This window comes from Butyrivibrio proteoclasticus P6B7 (assembly GCF_000622085.1).
In the GTDB taxonomy this organism is placed as follows: Bacteria; Bacillota; Clostridia; order Lachnospirales; family Lachnospiraceae; genus Butyrivibrio; species Butyrivibrio proteoclasticus_A.
Window position 1 is genome coordinate 16,721 of the sequence record NZ_JHWL01000003.1, and the last position, 15,904, is coordinate 32,624.

26 protein-coding genes are annotated in these 15,904 nt (G+C 46.2%); all 26 read right to left on the reverse strand.

Going from position 1 to position 15,904, the window contains the following annotated elements; translation table 11 throughout:
• Positions 1 to 38: 38 nt before the first annotated feature.
• Positions 39 to 170 carry a hypothetical protein gene (locus T541_RS21975; RefSeq protein WP_278247044.1) on the reverse strand — a complete coding sequence of 44 codons (132 nt, stop codon included), beginning with the start codon at positions 168 to 170 and terminating at the stop codon, positions 39 to 41.
• Complete coding sequence (locus T541_RS21315; RefSeq protein WP_155839452.1) at positions 142 to 285, reverse strand: hypothetical protein; 144 nt, start codon at positions 283 to 285, stop codon at positions 142 to 144. Before T541_RS21315 ends, T541_RS21975 begins: the two co-directional genes overlap by 29 nt.
• Before the next feature lies 1 nt (position 286).
• The gene (locus T541_RS0103180; protein ID WP_330375708.1) at positions 287 to 424 is read right to left on the reverse strand and encodes a hypothetical protein; all 138 of its coding nucleotides are present in this window, start codon (positions 422 to 424) and stop codon (positions 287 to 289) included.
• A 43-nt stretch (positions 425 to 467) separates the two neighbouring features.
• Positions 468 to 845, reverse strand: coding sequence for a hypothetical protein (locus T541_RS0103185; protein WP_026651323.1), 378 nt, complete (start codon positions 843 to 845; stop codon positions 468 to 470).
• Positions 823 to 1,962: an RNA-directed DNA polymerase gene (locus T541_RS0103190; RefSeq protein ID WP_051538064.1), complete on the reverse strand. Its 1,140-nt coding sequence runs from the start codon at positions 1,960 to 1,962 to the stop codon at positions 823 to 825. Before T541_RS0103190 ends, T541_RS0103185 begins: the two co-directional genes overlap by 23 nt.
• Before the next feature lie 224 nt (positions 1,963 to 2,186).
• Positions 2,187 to 2,318: a DUF6273 domain-containing protein gene (locus T541_RS22170; RefSeq protein WP_420314798.1), complete on the reverse strand. Its 132-nt coding sequence runs from the start codon at positions 2,316 to 2,318 to the stop codon at positions 2,187 to 2,189.
• Between the two features lie 3 nt (positions 2,319 to 2,321).
• Positions 2,322 to 2,738 carry a hypothetical protein gene (locus tag T541_RS0103195; protein WP_026651325.1) on the reverse strand — a complete coding sequence of 139 codons (417 nt, stop codon included), beginning with the start codon at positions 2,736 to 2,738 and terminating at the stop codon, positions 2,322 to 2,324.
• A 91-nt stretch (positions 2,739 to 2,829) separates the two neighbouring features.
• Positions 2,830 to 3,744: a DUF6273 domain-containing protein gene (locus tag T541_RS0103200; RefSeq protein ID WP_026651326.1), complete on the reverse strand. Its 915-nt coding sequence runs from the start codon at positions 3,742 to 3,744 to the stop codon at positions 2,830 to 2,832.
• A gap of 1 nt (position 3,745) precedes the next feature.
• Complete coding sequence (locus T541_RS0103205) at positions 3,746 to 4,081, reverse strand: hypothetical protein (RefSeq protein WP_026651327.1); 336 nt, start codon at positions 4,079 to 4,081, stop codon at positions 3,746 to 3,748.
• An 11-nt stretch (positions 4,082 to 4,092) separates the two neighbouring features.
• Positions 4,093 to 4,776 carry a hypothetical protein gene (locus T541_RS0103210; protein ID WP_026651328.1) on the reverse strand — a complete coding sequence of 228 codons (684 nt, stop codon included), beginning with the start codon at positions 4,774 to 4,776 and terminating at the stop codon, positions 4,093 to 4,095.
• Positions 4,766 to 4,918 (reverse strand): hypothetical protein, encoded by a 153-nt coding sequence (locus T541_RS21320; RefSeq protein ID WP_155839453.1) that lies wholly within the window; start codon positions 4,916 to 4,918, stop codon positions 4,766 to 4,768. The genes T541_RS0103210 and T541_RS21320 overlap by 11 nt, the downstream gene beginning before the upstream one ends.
• A 1-nt stretch (position 4,919) precedes the next feature.
• Positions 4,920 to 6,740 carry a hypothetical protein gene (locus T541_RS0103220; protein ID WP_026651329.1) on the reverse strand — a complete coding sequence of 607 codons (1,821 nt, stop codon included), beginning with the start codon at positions 6,738 to 6,740 and terminating at the stop codon, positions 4,920 to 4,922.
• A 12-nt stretch (positions 6,741 to 6,752) separates the two neighbouring features.
• Complete coding sequence (locus T541_RS0103225) at positions 6,753 to 7,199, reverse strand: hypothetical protein (protein ID WP_026651330.1); 447 nt, start codon at positions 7,197 to 7,199, stop codon at positions 6,753 to 6,755.
• Positions 7,200 to 7,258: 59 nt separating this feature from the next.
• Complete coding sequence (locus tag T541_RS18660) at positions 7,259 to 7,531, reverse strand: hypothetical protein (RefSeq protein ID WP_034465901.1); 273 nt, start codon at positions 7,529 to 7,531, stop codon at positions 7,259 to 7,261.
• Between the two features lie 14 nt (positions 7,532 to 7,545).
• Entirely contained in the window at positions 7,546 to 8,787 is a 1,242-nt protein-coding gene (locus tag T541_RS20505; RefSeq protein WP_026651331.1) for a N4-gp56 family major capsid protein, read from the reverse strand.
• Positions 8,788 to 8,816: 29 nt separating this feature from the next.
• Entirely contained in the window at positions 8,817 to 9,740 is a 924-nt protein-coding gene (locus T541_RS0103240; RefSeq protein ID WP_026651332.1) for a hypothetical protein, read from the reverse strand.
• Between the two features lie 53 nt (positions 9,741 to 9,793).
• Positions 9,794 to 10,120 carry a ribosomal-processing cysteine protease Prp gene (locus T541_RS18670; protein WP_034465903.1) on the reverse strand — a complete coding sequence of 109 codons (327 nt, stop codon included), beginning with the start codon at positions 10,118 to 10,120 and terminating at the stop codon, positions 9,794 to 9,796.
• A 3-nt stretch (positions 10,121 to 10,123) separates the two neighbouring features.
• On the reverse strand, positions 10,124 to 12,337 hold the full coding sequence (locus T541_RS18675; protein ID WP_051538065.1) for a hypothetical protein: 2,214 nt from the start codon (positions 12,335 to 12,337) through the stop codon (positions 10,124 to 10,126).
• A complete protein-coding gene (locus T541_RS18680) occupies positions 12,337 to 13,719 on the reverse strand; it encodes a phage terminase large subunit (RefSeq protein ID WP_051538066.1) in 1,383 nt (460 codons plus the stop codon). Before T541_RS18680 ends, T541_RS18675 begins: the two co-directional genes overlap by 1 nt.
• Positions 13,716 to 14,195 carry a terminase small subunit gene (locus tag T541_RS20510; protein ID WP_155839454.1) on the reverse strand — a complete coding sequence of 160 codons (480 nt, stop codon included), beginning with the start codon at positions 14,193 to 14,195 and terminating at the stop codon, positions 13,716 to 13,718. Before T541_RS20510 ends, T541_RS18680 begins: the two co-directional genes overlap by 4 nt.
• 69 nt (positions 14,196 to 14,264) lie before the next feature.
• Positions 14,265 to 14,480, reverse strand: a complete 216-nt coding sequence (locus tag T541_RS0103265) for a hypothetical protein (RefSeq protein WP_026651333.1) — start codon at positions 14,478 to 14,480, stop codon at positions 14,265 to 14,267.
• Between the two features lie 11 nt (positions 14,481 to 14,491).
• Positions 14,492 to 14,770 carry a hypothetical protein gene (locus T541_RS0103270; protein ID WP_026651334.1) on the reverse strand — a complete coding sequence of 93 codons (279 nt, stop codon included), beginning with the start codon at positions 14,768 to 14,770 and terminating at the stop codon, positions 14,492 to 14,494.
• A gap of 13 nt (positions 14,771 to 14,783) precedes the next feature.
• The gene (locus T541_RS0103275) at positions 14,784 to 15,200 is read right to left on the reverse strand and encodes a single-stranded DNA-binding protein (RefSeq protein ID WP_026651335.1); all 417 of its coding nucleotides are present in this window, start codon (positions 15,198 to 15,200) and stop codon (positions 14,784 to 14,786) included.
• 173 nt (positions 15,201 to 15,373) lie between these two features.
• Positions 15,374 to 15,550 carry a hypothetical protein gene (locus T541_RS21325; RefSeq protein ID WP_155839455.1) on the reverse strand — a complete coding sequence of 59 codons (177 nt, stop codon included), beginning with the start codon at positions 15,548 to 15,550 and terminating at the stop codon, positions 15,374 to 15,376.
• On the reverse strand, positions 15,547 to 15,792 hold the full coding sequence (locus tag T541_RS0103290) for a crAss001_48 related protein (RefSeq protein ID WP_034465905.1): 246 nt from the start codon (positions 15,790 to 15,792) through the stop codon (positions 15,547 to 15,549). The genes T541_RS21325 and T541_RS0103290 overlap by 4 nt, the downstream gene beginning before the upstream one ends.
• Positions 15,755 to 15,901 (reverse strand): hypothetical protein, encoded by a 147-nt coding sequence (locus T541_RS21575; RefSeq protein WP_197025121.1) that lies wholly within the window; start codon positions 15,899 to 15,901, stop codon positions 15,755 to 15,757. Before T541_RS21575 ends, T541_RS0103290 begins: the two co-directional genes overlap by 38 nt.
• Positions 15,902 to 15,904: the final 3 nt, after the last annotated feature.

Below are 15,904 nucleotides of genomic sequence, written 5' to 3' on the forward strand. Positions count from 1 at the left end.
AAGCCCTCATGAAATATAGGACACCCTAAAAAGAGGAATCACTGCTCAAGTGACTCCTCTTTCTCAATTTCCTTATACTGCGCCAATTCCTCAGTAAGCTGCTTATTGAGAGCTACAAGATCCTCGATCACCTGCTCCTGCTTAATCAACAGGCTCTGTAATGAATCCATCCTCGATCAGCTTCTGTATGACGCTTTCTTTGAGCTGTGCGGGTACATCATCAAGAGTTTTATCGCCCATCTCGATACGTTTTACCCACAGCAGTACGATCTTTGAATACGCCATCTTACTCCTCCTCGATTATCAACTCTTCGCAGCCGCTCTCAATAAGGATCTCTCTTACCTGCTCCTTGAGGAGTCTAGGCACCTGGGCAAAAGTCTTTTTGCCATACATGATCTTCTGAGCCCATAACATAGCTATCATAGTTTCTCTCTCCTTTCCGAATAGTATCCAAAACAAAATGTACTTAAGCATAAATAATCTCGCTCATCTCAAGTACCATATCCTCAAGATCTCTCTCCTTCTCGGTGAGCCCCAGGTTAGTATCTGGGTACACATCCTCGTTAAGAGTAAAGCCTTCCTCTGGATCGTACTTGTGTGTAAGTGGTGTCACAAGAGCGGGCACATCATCTACCATGTACATCTGCGCAATGTCATAAAATGAAGGCTGAAACTGCATTCCCATCTTGGCATATACAGTGCTGTTGTCAGAGCCAACATAGCCCTCGCAGATCTCTGGATCGCAGAGGATCGTGTTGCCATTGGCAGCCTTCCTTACTGGCTTAACAACATCTACGATATCAATAACTACCGCATCCTTGTTAAGCATAACGAACTTGCTCATACATAAACCTCCTTATAAATAAGTCATTGAATAGCTTATCTACATTCTTAATGGCATGGTATGCATCTTTATGGGATAAATACCCTATGTGGGAATTGTAGAAGGTAAGAGCGTTATTAAAAGGGATCTCGCCCCTGTCAACTCTCTTTGCTATCTTCTTGAGCTTCCTTCTATTCCTAACTAGAGAAGATCTTCCAGGCTTATCTACAATCCTTCCTGTGGGCAGCAGGTATATTCTATCCTGCAGCCATACAAAGCCATGAGTGAGCTTGACTATTTGTGTCTTACTTAGATTAAGCTCTATGCCATACTCTCTGTACTTCTCTATGAAATATGCAAGGAGCTCCTTTGCCTCGTCCTTCGTCCTGCAGATCACATAGAAATCATCCATGTAGCGTGCATACCATTTCTTTCTCCATACTTCTTTTATACAATGGTCTATCTCGTTTTGATAGGTCACCGCAAGGATCTGGCATACCTGTGATCCTAAGCCTAGTCCTTTAGGAAAAGGATCCACGAATTGCATTGCCAGGTCTATTAGTCTCTGGTCTGTGATCATCTTCTCCATATTTCTCTTCACAATGGAGTGATCAATGCTCCCAAAGAAATCGTGACAGTCTCCCAGAAGTATGTAGCCATCTGTGCCATACTTCCTGTAGAACTGGCGCAGGTGCTTCTTAAGCCTCTCCCTGGCAAAGTCAGTACCCTTACCCTTCTGAGAAGCGCCATTGTCATAGATCAGACTCTTCTCCATAACAGGCACTATCCCATTGTCGCATACGCTCTTTTGCACTACTCTCTCAGATATGTGTACGGAAGTTATGTGCCGCTTCTTTCCACGCTCAGATATATCAAACTCAATGAATCCCTTCGATATATTTTCTCCCTGTCTGATTTTCTCAGAGGTATCTATGCAATTCCTTAACACATTCACGCCATATCTCTGTACAGAAGCCTTCCAGTTTACACCCTTCCTCGCAGAGTAGAATGCCCTGCGCAGGCTCTCTGGGCTCGTCACCACATCAAAGGTGTGTCCTTCATTTCTCTTCTGCTTAGCAAGATCCCTCTTAGCCTTGCGCCTTAAGTATCTTGCTTCGTGTCTTTCTTTACTGTTCATCCCCTATATCAAAAGCATTTCCAGATACATAGCACCGATCCTATGAAACAGAGCGCCACCTCTGCCATGCAAGAAGCGTCCAGGAGGGTGCATGAGGAATCATATTTAAGCTTATCGCTAAGGTTATGGGCTCCTTCTGCGCACTACTTGTTGCTTTCGTGCCTGCGCTCAGTCGGTCAAAGCAGCCCAGGCATTACTCGGTCTCAATTATTATCTGTGCGGAATCATGGGAGAACGCCATTCGAATTGGAAGCGTTGTTGTTGTTCGCAGCTCCTGTAGTGTTCACATTGCAGAAGTTAGTGGAGTTGCTCACATTAGGAGAAGCAAGCCACCAATTGGAGGCAATACAGTCCATAACCTATGGAAGATCCTTGTATCTGCTCTTATCAGATTGCATCCAGGATAGTAGTGCTTTCTGCTCGATACTTGCTATCTTCGTCCACTCATTCACTACTGTGTTTTTCATAGGCAGCAGCTCTGTGGCAAGTCGCATGATCTCAAACATATCACTTAACGCCATCTTAGCCTTAGTCTGATAGGAACGCCTTATCTCGTATTCCTTTCTGTTGGTAGGGTATATCGCATTGGCATAGGTGATAGATCTGTTGAGAGTGCGTGCAGCTTCACATAAGGGCTGCCCCAGAATAAACCTGTACCGCTTTGGTATTGCATTCTCTCTCATGCTTAACTGGATCGTGAGCTTCTCTAGCTCATGCGCACTATTCATAAACTCTACAGAGCTTGCTTTCCTGTCCTCTGTTCTTACTCCACTCAACTTTTTTTGTCTCCTTAAAGTACCCCCTGCCCTGTGCGGGCAGGAGATTTTATAGATTGCAGCTATATACTGCGTGTTGCTTATGCTCCCATTAAGCGTCTGCTGCGATCATGAAGCATGGGAGAACGCCAATCGAATCGGAAGCGTTGTCGACGCTCGCAGCACCTGTAGCGTCCACAGTGCAGAAGCCAGCGGAGTTGCTCACACGAGGAGAAGCAAGCCACCAAAGGGAGGCAGCGTTATTGACTGTCTTAACCCTATTGGCAGCAGTAGCAAAGTATGCAAACTGCTCAGCGTGTCCTGTTGTTACCTCTGTGCCTGCTGCATAAGATGTAGCTCCAAAGATATTGTATTCAAGAGGCAGCCATACCTTGTGCTGCTCTGACTTGAGGTTAGTACTCTGAGATCCAACAGAAGCCTGGAATGTGTAATCTGAAATTACATCCTGCCAGTCCTCTCCGAGACCTTCGTAGAAAGTACCATCCAAGTATGAAGCAACCAGAGTTGCGCCATAGCCGCCTGCATTGGTATTGCTTGTCTGCATCTGTCTGGTTGATCCTAAGCATACGTCTCTTCCCAGGATAACGTTGTGACCATATGTTCCAGTCTTGTAGCCAACATGAAGCACTCTGTACTTAACACTGTCGGCTCCTTCCTTAACATAGATCTCATCTCCTGCAGTAAAGAAGTTTGCCTCAAGTCCTGCATTGACGATAGCTTTAATGCCAAGAGGAGTAGCAGGATCCATGCCTACCTCTACATATTTGCACTCGCCATAGCCGCAGTAGATCTCTGTTGAGAACTGCGTAACGCCACTGTTCACAAGCTCTACTGTGTACTTGTCTCTAGGTGGAAGCATAAACTCGCACTTGCCACCTGCCATTGTGCCGCTCCATGTTCTTCCCCCAGAGCTTGTAATTGTTACCGCTTTTCCGTTGTCTGCTGAGGCAGTAGAGGTTGCTACTACCTTGCACTGACCATAATAGAAATCATCAGCAAATCCCATATCACTCTTCCTCCTCTTCTTCTCCGTTTATGGTTATTGTTATGCTGCCATCTTCGTTGAAGGTAGTAACCTTCACCTGCACCTGTACTCCGTTCTCATCCGTTGTTGTCTCAGTGATCTTGTTTTCTCCGAACACCACCACTACTGTGCTGCCAGAGGCTAAAGTCATTGTGATTGTATCGTTTGAGAACTCGATAGTTGTATTCTGGTCGATCTGATCTCCCAGGATCCTAGCCACAGTATCTACACCATTAGGCATATAGACTGCTGCAGCTTTGGTAACTGGATAAACTTTATTGCCAGAGTTATCCTGTAACTCTCTTGTTATTGCACTCATATCTGCCCTCCTTATGATATTGGTGTGACTGTCTTAGTACGTGTGATAGAGCCATCATTGTTGAATACAGTGTTAAGGGTAATGGTATCGGTGTCTGCTTTAGTGATCACCTGTGTGATACTTCCGTCATTGTTGAAGGTAGTCTCCCTCGTCCTTCCATTACCAAAGGTCTCTGTAATAACATTGCCCACAAAAGTAGTGTTGCAGGCTGATAGCTCGTCTGTGTCTGCGTCCATAGCGTCAAGCTTGATCTTGTCCTCTTTAGACATGAGACCATCCTTAAGGTGCGTAACCTTCTCATAGGTTGTATCCTGTGGTTTTGCCCACTCGCCATCTCCTCTAAGGAAAAGCCCCTCATCTCCCGCTTCTGGCGCAGGTACATCTCCCTGTGTGCCATCTGTAAGAGCTGTGGCTCCTGTCATAGCTGCAGGATTGTCAAGCTTGCCCTTGTATGTATCCGTAAAGTCATTGTGCGACAAGCCCATGCCTGCAGCAGTATTAACTTTACTGTTCTGCAGAGCAAGCTCTGCTGCCTTCGCTCTGGTCTCCTCGGCTGAGATATCAGCTCCAAGATCTCCCTTGTACTTCTCAAGCTTCTGAGCCAGTGTCTGCACGTTTGCCCTTGCGGTAGAGTCTACAAAAGGATACACAATACCCTCATCTTTGATGTGGTCTATCTTGTATTCACTTGCCATTGTTATCTCCCTTCTGCCTATTTACCTGCTCGATAAAATAGTTGAGCTTGTCTGCAGTATCTGCAATCCATCTATCTACCACTGCCAGGTTTTCCTCTGGCGTGGATTTGTCAAGCATAGGCTTCTCAATTCTTAAATCCATATCACTCCTCGCTTCCGTACTCTGTTGTGGTTGACATAGAATATACTCTGCACTCTCCGTGCCCGCTAAATCTTATGCGGTAGTGATCACACCTAAATGGAGCGAAAGCCAGTGTCTGAGATCCAATATCGCTATTGCCCCTCAGTACACCTACCTCGTCATATGGTCTATCATCATAAGAGATCTCTACCTTAAATTCTGATCTAGTAGGTATGAAGGCACGTATCGCAATATGAGAGACGTACTTCTTGTTAGGAGTGCTATAGCCAAGCTCTCCTGTCTCTGCAGACCACTCTACCCATTCCTCATCAAGAGCGCTCTCGTTGGCGTAGGCTGCGTTATTCCTTGTACCTAAGCCCCAGATATTGTAGGCTGAGGCAGCATATAACTGCCCATCTACTGAGCGGGTAAACTGGAAAGCTGCTATGGGCTCCTCCTTCTCCCACATGCCATACTGCAGATCATACACAAACATGCGCTTAGCGCCTGCTGTTGTCTCCATGATCACGTAGTACTTGTTGAGACACCCGCCTGCCACTGCATCATAGAACATATCCTCTCTCGATAGAGGAATTGATATAGCCACAGGTCTTGAGCCATCAAACACGCATACATCTGACACACCCTTATAAAGCAGGTACTGCCCTATAACCACTAAGGACTTCTCGGATCCCTTCTGTACTCCCTCTGCATCCATCTGCACAAGCTGATACTCTGCAGGATATGAGCCATAGATCTTATAGATCTTGTCCTCCTTAAAGAAGTGAGGGTATCCCTGGAAGGAGATCGCTCCTGTGAACTCTCCCATGTCTCCAATAGTAAGAGCGTAGGAGTCTGTGGAAAGTCCAGAATACACATACCAGTTTTTGAAATCACCAAGCTTGCTTGCGTAGATCTCATTAACCACCTTATGCGTGGAGCTATCGTATCCATAGTGGCAGCCCCATACTCTGTTTTTGTCGCAGCATACTACATCAAGGTGCGGGAGCTTCCTCTTTGCGGTAAGCGTCCATGAGCTTGAGGTTGACTGACTGGCACTGGCTTGATCCATAAATCCAATCACAACCATGTACTCATCATCAAGTACCTGGATCACTGAGCCCTCGTTGATATCTGGCAGATTAGTGTTGAGGAATACTGCGTCTCCCTCCTCAAAGTAATCTGTGAGGGTAGCTCCTGGTATGCCGATCTTGATATAAGATACTGCCACTGCTTCCCACTCTGACTGGTAATCATTCCAACAGTAGAGTCCTTCCTTGTCAGTAGCTGTGCAGATCCAGTAATCTCCATGTGCAGGAGTTGCGGGAGAGGTTGACGCTACTGTGAGGTTTTGCAGTGCAGCACCACTTAAGCTGCAGGGTGTATAGGTTATTGTGATATTCTCTGGTGCCTCAAACTCTGCCTCCATGAGCCCCATATCCGTGAGATCGTTGAGGTTTATGTACGCCTTAAGAGGGAACATTAAAAGGTATGATCCCATGACAAGCAGTGTCTGCTCAGATGTGTAGTCTCCATCCAGTATGTCTGAGATATCTGTCTGGATATCTGTAGAGATATTCCACAGGTACTTATCCCACAGTGCCCAGATATCTGTACCTACCTGGATCACACCTCTCATAACTGGGAGATCGTCTCCCTCCTCTGTGAGGTTAGTGAGATTAGTACGCACCTTCCTGGGAGATAGCAGTGGGAACTGATCAGATGAGAGGTTGTTTGAGTCAAAGAACTCACCATCTCCTACCTTGTAGTTATGGTTATACCCTAGCCACTGATCAATAAACGCTTTTGAAATGCCTTCCTCGCTTATATTAGGTAAATACATAGCCTACCTCCTTTACAGATTGTTGTGGTCAAACAACTTCTTACTAGGAGTGATCGCCTTGTAAGTCCTGTTGAAATACTGCTGATAGGTAAGGAGGGCATTGTTGTACATAGTAGCCGCAGTGTTATACCTGGTCTTGTCATTGGTATTGTATGCAACCCTCTGAGCAAGGTAATGCAGGTACAGATCATCATAGGGCTCTGGCACAAGCAGCTCTGTATCCATATCAAAGTTAGAGATATGATCAGCGAAAGTACCCGCTCTCGTGATAACAAGCGTTGAGCCAGACACACTGAGCTTGAGCTTTGACTCATCCTCAAGATCATGCTCATGCTGAATGTAGATCTCGTTAATGAGCATCTGCTCACACTTTCTAAGCCACGTAACCTTAAGCGCATCATCCACCTGGTTAGGGTACTCAGTATTAAACTGTTCGATTGTCTGTGCTACAGTTGCCATTAGTTTTCTCCTTAAAAAATTAAGGGAGAGGATCATGCCCTCTCCCTCGTACTTACTGCTTAGTTAGAGGCTACCTTGTCTATGAAGCGTATTGCCTCTTCCTGCGCCTCAAAACTGTGCTGAAGAACTTCTGCAACAGGAGCAGGCACATCTACGTTAATGCCTCTCTGTACCTTGAACATCCTTCCGTTTACACCAACTATCTTGTAGTTAGCTTCTCCGTTGTTTGCTCTAGGTATGAAGATTGTTACCTTCTCTTTCCAGGGATCAACAGGTGCCTTAGCTGCTGCTACCTCTGTTACTTCCTCAACAGGTTTTTTATTTGTTGCCATACTTACTCTCCTTCTTAGTTGGCTTCATCATCTGAGCCATAGCTTGAGCCAGACTCTACACGCACGATTCTCTCATCATAGAGGATCTGTGCTGCATGAGAAGCTTTCCAACCTACTGTGCTTCTCTGATCGAGAGGATCAGATGTGCCTGCGCTACCTCTCTGCTTTACGATAACCTCAAGAGACTCTGCGGAAGGCTCGATAATGCCCCATGCATCCTTACCAAAGAATACAGTTGCATATACTGCTACGTTGCCTGCACCACCTTCGCCAGGATATACAACATCATCCTTAGATACAGTAACTGCTGCAGATGTTGTGAGTGAAGCGTTGCCTGCTGATCCTGCAGTAGCGCTTGCGATTGTAGCAGATACAGTACCGATAAGGATAGGTCTGCCTGCGAGAGCTGCTGCCTCATCTGCGGTAATAGCCTCAGCTACAGGTACTGTTGTGCTTGCAGATACGTTTGATCCTACTGTGAGGTTAGCTGCATCTTCTGTGAGAGGCTCACCCTTCCAGATCTTCTGCTCTGTATCCTCGATAAATCTTACTCCGTGGAGCTCACCGATCTCACCATTGTAGATCTCTGTAGGGTTAGCGTACTTGTGTACGTCAATCCATCCTGCAGATTCTCTGAGATCGAAAGCTACTGATGGGTGGATGATGGCAATGTACTTGCCATTGATTGTAGGAGCCTTCATCTTCTTGAGGGCTGTTGCAGCCTTATTGACAAGTGTTGCTGTGAGCAGATCACTGTTAGTAAGTGTCTTTCTTGAAGTCTTTGATCCTGCGTACTCTACTACAGTACCAGTGATAACTTCGTTACGTGTGATAACCTCAAGGGTATCACCTGCCTGTGCACCATGCTCCTCTGTTACACCTACGATAACAGGATCCACAGCCTCAAGCTCAAGACGATCTGAGATGGTTGTGTAATCGCCATACTGAGCGATAGCCTTCTCGATCTTTGTCATGTTTACTGTGTTTCCGTCTGGTGTTACGCCTTCTGTAAGAGGAGTAGTTGCCTTCTTGAAGGTGTCGAACTTTCTCCACTCTACCTTGTTACCACCATTCTTAGGAAGCGGCTGCTTCTGTCCGAACTGGTTGTAGTAGTGCTCGTTTCTCGCATTCTCAAGAAGTGAAGTCTTGTAGAATGTTTTCATTGTAGGGGAAAGATCATTCCCTGTTGTAGCCTTGTCTGTTGTCTGTGTGTTTGGATTCGCAAAGAGCTGAATATCAAACCATAAATCTTTCATTTTTCAATCCTCCTATGGTGTTACGTGCCTCAGAAGATGATACGCTCACCACGAGCAGCACGCATTTTAATATCGTCTATTTGTGCTCTGGTAAGTTTAGAAGGATCTACCGCTCCTACGGAAGCTGTGCTCTGCTGCCCCACTCCATTCTCAGAAGGTCTGCTCATCCCAGACTGTACACTGTTCGCAACCTTAGCTGCTACTTTCTGGGCAGTGAATGCCATTGCCCCGCTCATGATCTCATCCCTATGGATAACCTCATATACAGTCTGTACTGCATTAGGCATTCCTGCCTTCTGCATGGTGGCGAGTAGCCTACCAAAGTTTGGATCGCTCATCTCTGCGTCCAGGTCAAAGTTAGGATACATCTGCTTAGTGGCTTCTGCCTGTGTGACAACCTCCTGCCACTGTCTGTCTCTCTCAGACTGAGCCTGTTGATTCTTAAGCATGGAGATCTCACGCTCCATCTGCTTAGATCTCTTAAGCTCCTCTACAGATATGCCCCTCTCAAACGCCTCCTTCTCATAGAAAGAGTTATCGTTGTCGATAGCTGCCTGTAATGCCGCAATAGGGATTGAGCCATCTGGGTTAGGCTTAACTCCGTAGCGATCTGCCATTGCTCTGACAATAGGATCTATTGAGTCGATCTGACTCTGCAGCCCTCTGTCATTCTTGAAGCGCTTGTTAATAGCGCTCTTAATGGCTTTGTCATAGTCTTTCTTAAACTTCCCTTTGATCAGATCATCCCAGGTTTCCTCAGCCTGTGGTGCAGTTTCAACATTCTGATCCATGCCTGCAGGTGCGACCTGCTCTCCTGTGCTTCCAGTAGCTACTCCTTCGGCTCCAAGATTTCCTGCGTCTGCGGTGGCGATCCCGCTTGAGCCTGTATCGGCTCCTGCCATGTCTGCGCCTTCCTCTCCAAAGAGTTGAAGGTCAAAATCTTTGTAGGGCATAAAGCTCCTTTCTCTCCATCTGTGGTAAGTCACGACCTTTTTTTCTATGATTATTATTTCAAATCATTATCTGTAAAAATAGTGCACCCCTCCACGATCTTTAAATATCGTGGGTAGTTTGCCTGCAACATCCTAAGCCCAGTGAGTACAAGCTTAAAACACTCCACAGCTACTACGCCTCTGGCATTGCAGAAGAGCTCTCCTTTATCTGCGTGCGCCTGGTACTCATCTGCCACGATCTCCATATGTTTTACGAGAGTCTGCGTGAGGGTGGAGATCGCAGCACAGACAATATCATTGCCTGCGTCTGCGTATCCTGCGTGCCCCTGGCACAATATGCTGAACTCATCATCTGAAAGATTATAAGTAATCTGCGTCATATCTTACCTCGGTGTGGTTGCATTGTTTGCTCTCTCCCTGGCATTGGCTGTTACCTCAGACTCTCCAAGTGAAGTCTCTGGCATGCGGGCTGATCCTCTAGGAGCTCCCTGCATATCAAGCTCAGCATTAACATTGTCTGCCATCTGCTCAGCCATGTGGTACTCCTTGCCCCTCTCTTTGCCCATGAGATCAATCATCTCAGCCATCTGTAACATCTGCTGCTGCATCTGCAGGAATTTCTGATACAAAGTACCATTGCTCTGTATCTTCTCGATCACTGAGCCCTTGCCCTGGAAGTCCATCATATCTATGCAGGCAAGTGCCTGGTCTGCATACTGAGGGTTAAAGAAGCCCTGGTTATAGAACTGCAGCGCAAGCTCATTCTGTGATAGCTGAGTATATGCGCTCTCCTTCTCTGCCTTGACTTCGATATCAAATACAGGAACTCTATAGCCCATGTCTACACCAAAGTCCTCGCCCTGGTACTGTGGCTGCAGTCCTTCATTGGAGTAGCTTGTGAACTCCTGCTTGCCTCCCTGCCCTACGATACGGAACTGTCTAGGCGCATTGTAAAACTGTCTGATCAATTCGATCACCAGGTACACAACTTCTTTGTGAGTCTCGTATGTAGTGGAGATCTGGTCTCTACTTGTCTTACCTGCAGACTCCTGGATAGCTGCAATAGCAGAGGCAGCAGTCACGCCTGCCTGTGTGCCTCCTGTTGTTGCATCCCTGTTGCCTGCAGTCTCCTTCATTTCTGTGATCTTATGATTCAAGATCTCAATATAGTTACCATTGATAAACGTAGGAGTGTTAATAGGAGCAAGGCTATCTTCTCCCAGGTTTCCATCTGTGTGTACCAGGAGCTGATTAGGATTGCTGAACTCTTCCTCGTTGATACCTCCGTCATTCCTTGTAAGGTATCTGGGTGAAGCTACAAACTGCACATTCTTCTCAAAGGCATTGTTATATACGTCAATGGAAGCCTGCGCATTCTTACATACATCTACAAATCCAAAGCCTACAGGCATGCCTGCCTCTGGGAACAGTGGATCAAATACAAAAGGATACTTGCCATGATCATAGAGACCACGCTCTGCCATGCTCTTGCCTACAGGTACCTCTACCTGTGTCATAACTGGCTGCCCCATCTGATCAAGCACAGGTCTGCCTGCCTGGTCAAGTACTGGCTGTAGCTTGATCTCTGTAGGCACCTGCGTATCGTTCTCTGTAGCATAGAGCACGATATCATCTACAAACTTGATATACTGCAGAGTCTTTTTGCCATTGATCACTTTATGGTAATACCAGTCAATGACTGCGCTCTTGCCTGTAGTATCTATTGACTCATCATACATGTACTTCTTGATGAGGGTATCCTGTGTGCTTGAGAGGTTGTCTCTGCACTGAGGGTACTGCTGCTCAAGCTTAGCATTGGCTACAAGCTCTACAGTGAATAGGTTTTCTGAGTCCTGGATATCTGTTACTCCTGGCTCCCAGAATATTGAAAGCAGATCCATAGACTTGATTGCTACATCTCCCAGTCCGTTGATTTTCTGATTATCCCAGAATACTCCAAAGACTCCTGTGCCATGCTTAAGCTTGTACCATGCCTCCTGCGAGTACACCTTCTTGTAATCGTTCTGCCTCATGACTACAGGGATGATGGAGGAAAGTCTCTGCGCTTCCTCTACGTCTCCCTCCTCACGTGGCAGGATATCTGAGGCAGGAAATGAGTCCATGTAATCTGCATGCTTAGAGATGATCACATTAAATAACCATCCACTGGCAGGCTTAGGATCATCTGCAGTGTACTCTGTCTCCATGAGATCCCAGTGGCGCATCTTCCACCACTTCTCATTGCGGGTGATCTTATCCTCAAGATTCTGCTTGCCCTTCTTATACTTCCGCAGGATCTCCATGCCCTTGCGCACTTCGTTCTGTCCTATAGGCAATGCCCTCTGCCTGGGGGGAGGAACAGGAGCACCTGCTGCAGTGGGGGATGGTCTTTGCTGCTGCGTGGGTGCATCCTGTGCCATGACAGCCTTAATCTGATCTTCTGAGGGCTGCATAGGCAGGCTGTTCTCACTGCCTGCATTGAGTCCTCTGTTAAAGTCTGTATTGTTTTTCTCCTTGTTTACATTGCCTGTGCGGTGTGGTCTGTTAAATCTCTGGTCTCTCTGCACATACTGGTTAGGTGCATTATTGTTTGCCATTATCCTCTCCTCACATAAATAGATTTCTTTCTCTTTGCTCTCATGTTGAGTGGATCATCCTCTGCTTTGATGTTCTTAGCTCCTAGCTGCGGCTTGATAGGTCTTGACATGCACATGTATCTCGCCTCGTCTGCCACGTGATCCTCTAGCTCTGTATCAAGATCCTCTACGTTTGTATCATCATACATAAGTAGAGGGATCGTTCTTATAAATGCCTTGCAGTTTGAGAATATATACATCATGGGGATACCATTCTCATCAAACGCCATGCGGTAATGCATCTGCATCCATCCCGCAATTCTCTGGTGATCACCCTTCTGAAAATAGATGTGGTGCCTCACAGCTACATCATTCACCGACTCGCCTGTATCTGCTGCCCATATAGCAGGATCTGCGACTCCGTTTATCTGCTTGCCCTTAAGGTAAGGGTGCTGCTCCTCTACCTTCTTGATCTCTGCAAACTGCTTATCTGGACTCCACTTCACGCCCTCATTGGGTATACCAGTCCATCCATATAATTCCAGGATCCTGTATAATCTTCCGTCATAGTCTACTGCCCACCATGCGCAGCTAAATGGTTTACTATAACCAAAGTCATAAGACCTGTAGATCTTCCATCCTGGGGGAATATCAAAGGGCTCAATAACATGAGTCCATTGTCTGTCAATGTAATGATCTGGGTTATCTGTGAACTCTTCAAAGAACTGCCCCTCAAAGATATCCCAGTCTCCATATAACCACGCCTTCTTGAGCTTTGGTGGTAGCTGTTCAAGGAAGCGCAGGTAATCTGGATCAGCTTCCATGAGCGCATCATTATCCTGCACAAGTGCCTGCGTGAAGTTGTACTCCTCTGGATCCTCGCCCTCTTCATAGTTGCGATCTATAAAGATCCTTTTGATATATCCATGCCCTGCTCCTCCTGGGTTGCAGGTGTAGTATATCCTGTGAGGGAAATCATTTACTCCTCGGCAGCAGGCGGCTATAGTCTTGAGCTGATACTCTGTGAAGTTTGTAGCCTCATCAATGAATATCACATCAAACTCTACGCCCTGGAAGTTTTCAAGGTCTGTATCATTCCTGCAGTACTGCAGCTTGATTATGGAGCCATTGGGAAAAGTGAATTGCTTCTCCGACTTATTGTACTTGGCTATGCCATGCAGCGTGGACTTGAGCGGCACGATATGATTCTGCTCAAGCTCTGGGTAAGTCTTTCGTACCAGGCACACACGTATGCCCGCAAACTTACCACATAGCAATATAGCTTTAGTGCGCAGCGCCCAGGACTTTCCTCCTCCACGTGCACCACCATAGCCAACATGCTTGTGATGATCCATGAGGAATAGCTTCTGCTTCTCGTTAGGCTCTCCCAGATATAGCTTCATGTATCGTAGCCCTCCGACTTCTGCAGTATGATGCTGAATGACTCCTTATCTTCTGCAGCACTGATCCCATAGATCTCAGCCAGTTTAGCAAGAGCATTGATTCTATCCACCTGCCTTGAGCCCTTCCTTGATTGCAGCAGATCGCCCTCTGCGTTATATACCTCGGAAGTATCCTGCCCTTCGCCTGTGGCTATCCTCTTGAGCTGATCAATAATGAATGCCCTCATGCTCGTTGCATCATCCCCGCCCTTGCTCTTAGCCTCTTCCATAAGCTCGTTATACCTTATGAATACCTTATTTATTTTCAGAAGCTGCGAGGCTCTTACGTCTACTGCAGCGTCTTTCCACTTAAGGCTCTTGGGATACGCAACTCTATATGCTTCTCTCTGGCTCTTTCCTTTTACAAGCTCTTCTACATACCTTTCCTGCTTAGGTGTCAGCATATTATTTTTCTTACGCCCTTCTTTAATTATCATGGTTTGATACCTGGAAATATAGAGCACCCTAAAAAGCCCCTAGACATTACATCTAGGAGCTTCATAGTTTTACTTGCCATCTGTTACCAGTGCTATATAGCAAGGACAATTCCAGTAAAATCCCTGGCAGAAGTCTGCTTTAAATTCTCTCTTCGCAGCACCACTTGGAAAATGATGTAGCGTGTGATCCCCGCAAATCCCAACGCACTTTACCTCTACAGGAGTCTCCTTGCAATAGTACGGACACTTAGCATAAGCGTCTTGCTTAAATCTCGTACCAGGCATTATTGACTCCTTTACTTTTTAAGCCAAGTCCTTGCTTGCTTCTCTCTGTTCGTTAGCTCTTTTACTCTTGAGTGAGTTATTGCTCTCCATATCTCCACTAATTCCCCCTCATCATCAAGAGGTTTAAAATAGCCATATCCATCCTGTAGATTGATTATGAGATCTTTGCTGCTGCTTATCGCCTTCCTTATATCTCGATTGCTCAGCCCGCTCTGATCTTCAAGCTCATGCATGGTAATTGCATTATCATGCCCATAAGGTATTAACTCCAATACATCAACAGTACTCATACACCCCTCCTTATCAGTTAAATGGCAGCTCCTCCTGGATATCATCTGGTATGTTCATAAAGCCATCATCTGCAGTTGGCTGAGTCTCAGCAGGTGCTGCAGCGCCTTCTCTCTTCTCACAGAACTCATGCTCCTCAACTACTACATCTGTGGTATAGACCTTATGCCCATCCTTTGCGTCATAACTTCCTGTCTGGATCCTTCCTGTGATCGCAACCTTCATGCCCTTTTTGAGATACTTCTCAGCAAACTCTCCTCGCTTACCAAAAGCCACGCATGATATGAAGTCTGCTCCTGGATCCTGGTTATTCTTTGTTTTCATTCTATCTACTGCAAGGGTATATCTTGCTATGCATGTTGCTTCCTGCCCCTGCGAGTATCTCACATCTGGATCCTTCGTGAGCCTGCCCATCAATACTGTTTTGTTCAACTTCCCTAACCTCCTTCTCAAGTTTCTTTTGTCCGTACATGAATGCGCTCAAGCTCTTACTCATCCTCTGCCTCCTTATTGTGCATGGATGAAGCAAGCATAAGCGCTGCCAGTGGATACGTGAACGCTCCACCTACCAATAACCCAACTACTAAACCTATTACAAACATCTGCTACTCCTTACCTGCAAGATCTACTGCGATCATGTCATTAGGGAGACCTACTGATATATTCAGATCTGCCCAGTCTATAAGCCACTCAAGTGCCTTCTTTTGATCCTCAGTCATTTTGACTGCAGCAGCATTGTCTGTATCATGGTGCTCTACTATGTACGCCTGTACCTTACTCATAGCTCTATCCCTTCTACCTTTGCTCTAACCTCAAGCGCACGCAGGTACTCGATCATGTGAGCTTCCTGTCTGAGCAGCAGATTTAGTGAACATGTAGGCTTAAACTCAAGCTTGCCTGCCTCATACTTAACTGTCATTGCGTGGAGCTTCTCAAGTCTGATCTTTAACTGGTAGTACTCAGCCTTAAATCTCTCCTTGTAGTCCTCACTCTGCATCATCTCGATTGTGTCTTTCAATTCCATTGTTATCGTCCTCCTCTTCATCAAAGAAATTTTCTTTTGCATCCTGCCAGTCTATATAACCTAGCAGGAGTAATAAGATCCCCAGTACTATGTACAATAAATTACCCATTGT

Excerpts from the sequence above, each read along its gene's own strand:
- T541_RS21975 (WP_278247044.1), bottom strand. The coding sequence starts at position 170 with ATGGATTCATTACAGAGCCTGTTGATTAAGCAGGAGCAGGTGATCGAG.
- T541_RS21315 (WP_155839452.1), bottom strand. The coding sequence starts at position 285 with ATGGCGTATTCAAAGATCGTACTGCTGTGGGTAAAACGTATCGAGATG.
- T541_RS0103180 (WP_330375708.1), bottom strand. The coding sequence starts at position 424 with ATGATAGCTATGTTATGGGCTCAGAAGATCATGTATGGCAAAAAGACT.
- T541_RS0103185 (WP_026651323.1), bottom strand. The coding sequence starts at position 845 with ATGAGCAAGTTCGTTATGCTTAACAAGGATGCGGTAGTTATTGATATC.
- T541_RS0103190 (WP_051538064.1), bottom strand. The coding sequence starts at position 1,962 with ATGAACAGTAAAGAAAGACACGAAGCAAGATACTTAAGGCGCAAGGCT.
- T541_RS22170 (WP_420314798.1), bottom strand. The coding sequence starts at position 2,318 with ATGGACTGTATTGCCTCCAATTGGTGGCTTGCTTCTCCTAATGTGAGC.
- T541_RS0103200 (WP_026651326.1), bottom strand. The coding sequence starts at position 3,744 with ATGGGATTTGCTGATGATTTCTATTATGGTCAGTGCAAGGTAGTAGCA.
- T541_RS0103205 (WP_026651327.1), bottom strand. The coding sequence starts at position 4,081 with ATGAGTGCAATAACAAGAGAGTTACAGGATAACTCTGGCAATAAAGTT.
- T541_RS0103210 (WP_026651328.1), bottom strand. The coding sequence starts at position 4,776 with ATGGCAAGTGAATACAAGATAGACCACATCAAAGATGAGGGTATTGTG.
- T541_RS21320 (WP_155839453.1), bottom strand. The coding sequence starts at position 4,918 with ATGGATTTAAGAATTGAGAAGCCTATGCTTGACAAATCCACGCCAGAG.
- T541_RS0103220 (WP_026651329.1), bottom strand. The coding sequence starts at position 6,740 with ATGTATTTACCTAATATAAGCGAGGAAGGCATTTCAAAAGCGTTTATT.
- T541_RS0103225 (WP_026651330.1), bottom strand. The coding sequence starts at position 7,199 with ATGGCAACTGTAGCACAGACAATCGAACAGTTTAATACTGAGTACCCT.
- T541_RS18660 (WP_034465901.1), bottom strand. The coding sequence starts at position 7,531 with ATGGCAACAAATAAAAAACCTGTTGAGGAAGTAACAGAGGTAGCAGCA.
- T541_RS20505 (WP_026651331.1), bottom strand. The coding sequence starts at position 8,787 with ATGAAAGATTTATGGTTTGATATTCAGCTCTTTGCGAATCCAAACACA.
- T541_RS0103240 (WP_026651332.1), bottom strand. The coding sequence starts at position 9,740 with ATGCCCTACAAAGATTTTGACCTTCAACTCTTTGGAGAGGAAGGCGCA.
- T541_RS18670 (WP_034465903.1), bottom strand. The coding sequence starts at position 10,120 with ATGACGCAGATTACTTATAATCTTTCAGATGATGAGTTCAGCATATTG.
- T541_RS18675 (WP_051538065.1), bottom strand. The coding sequence starts at position 12,337 with ATGGCAAACAATAATGCACCTAACCAGTATGTGCAGAGAGACCAGAGA.
- T541_RS18680 (WP_051538066.1), bottom strand. The coding sequence starts at position 13,719 with ATGAAGCTATATCTGGGAGAGCCTAACGAGAAGCAGAAGCTATTCCTC.
- T541_RS20510 (WP_155839454.1), bottom strand. The coding sequence starts at position 14,195 with ATGATAATTAAAGAAGGGCGTAAGAAAAATAATATGCTGACACCTAAG.
- T541_RS0103265 (WP_026651333.1), bottom strand. The coding sequence starts at position 14,480 with ATGCCTGGTACGAGATTTAAGCAAGACGCTTATGCTAAGTGTCCGTAC.
- T541_RS0103270 (WP_026651334.1), bottom strand. The coding sequence starts at position 14,770 with ATGAGTACTGTTGATGTATTGGAGTTAATACCTTATGGGCATGATAAT.
- T541_RS21325 (WP_155839455.1), bottom strand. The coding sequence starts at position 15,550 with ATGAGTAAGGTACAGGCGTACATAGTAGAGCACCATGATACAGACAAT.
- T541_RS0103290 (WP_034465905.1), bottom strand. The coding sequence starts at position 15,792 with ATGGAATTGAAAGACACAATCGAGATGATGCAGAGTGAGGACTACAAG.
- T541_RS21575 (WP_197025121.1), bottom strand. The coding sequence starts at position 15,901 with ATGGGTAATTTATTGTACATAGTACTGGGGATCTTATTACTCCTGCTA.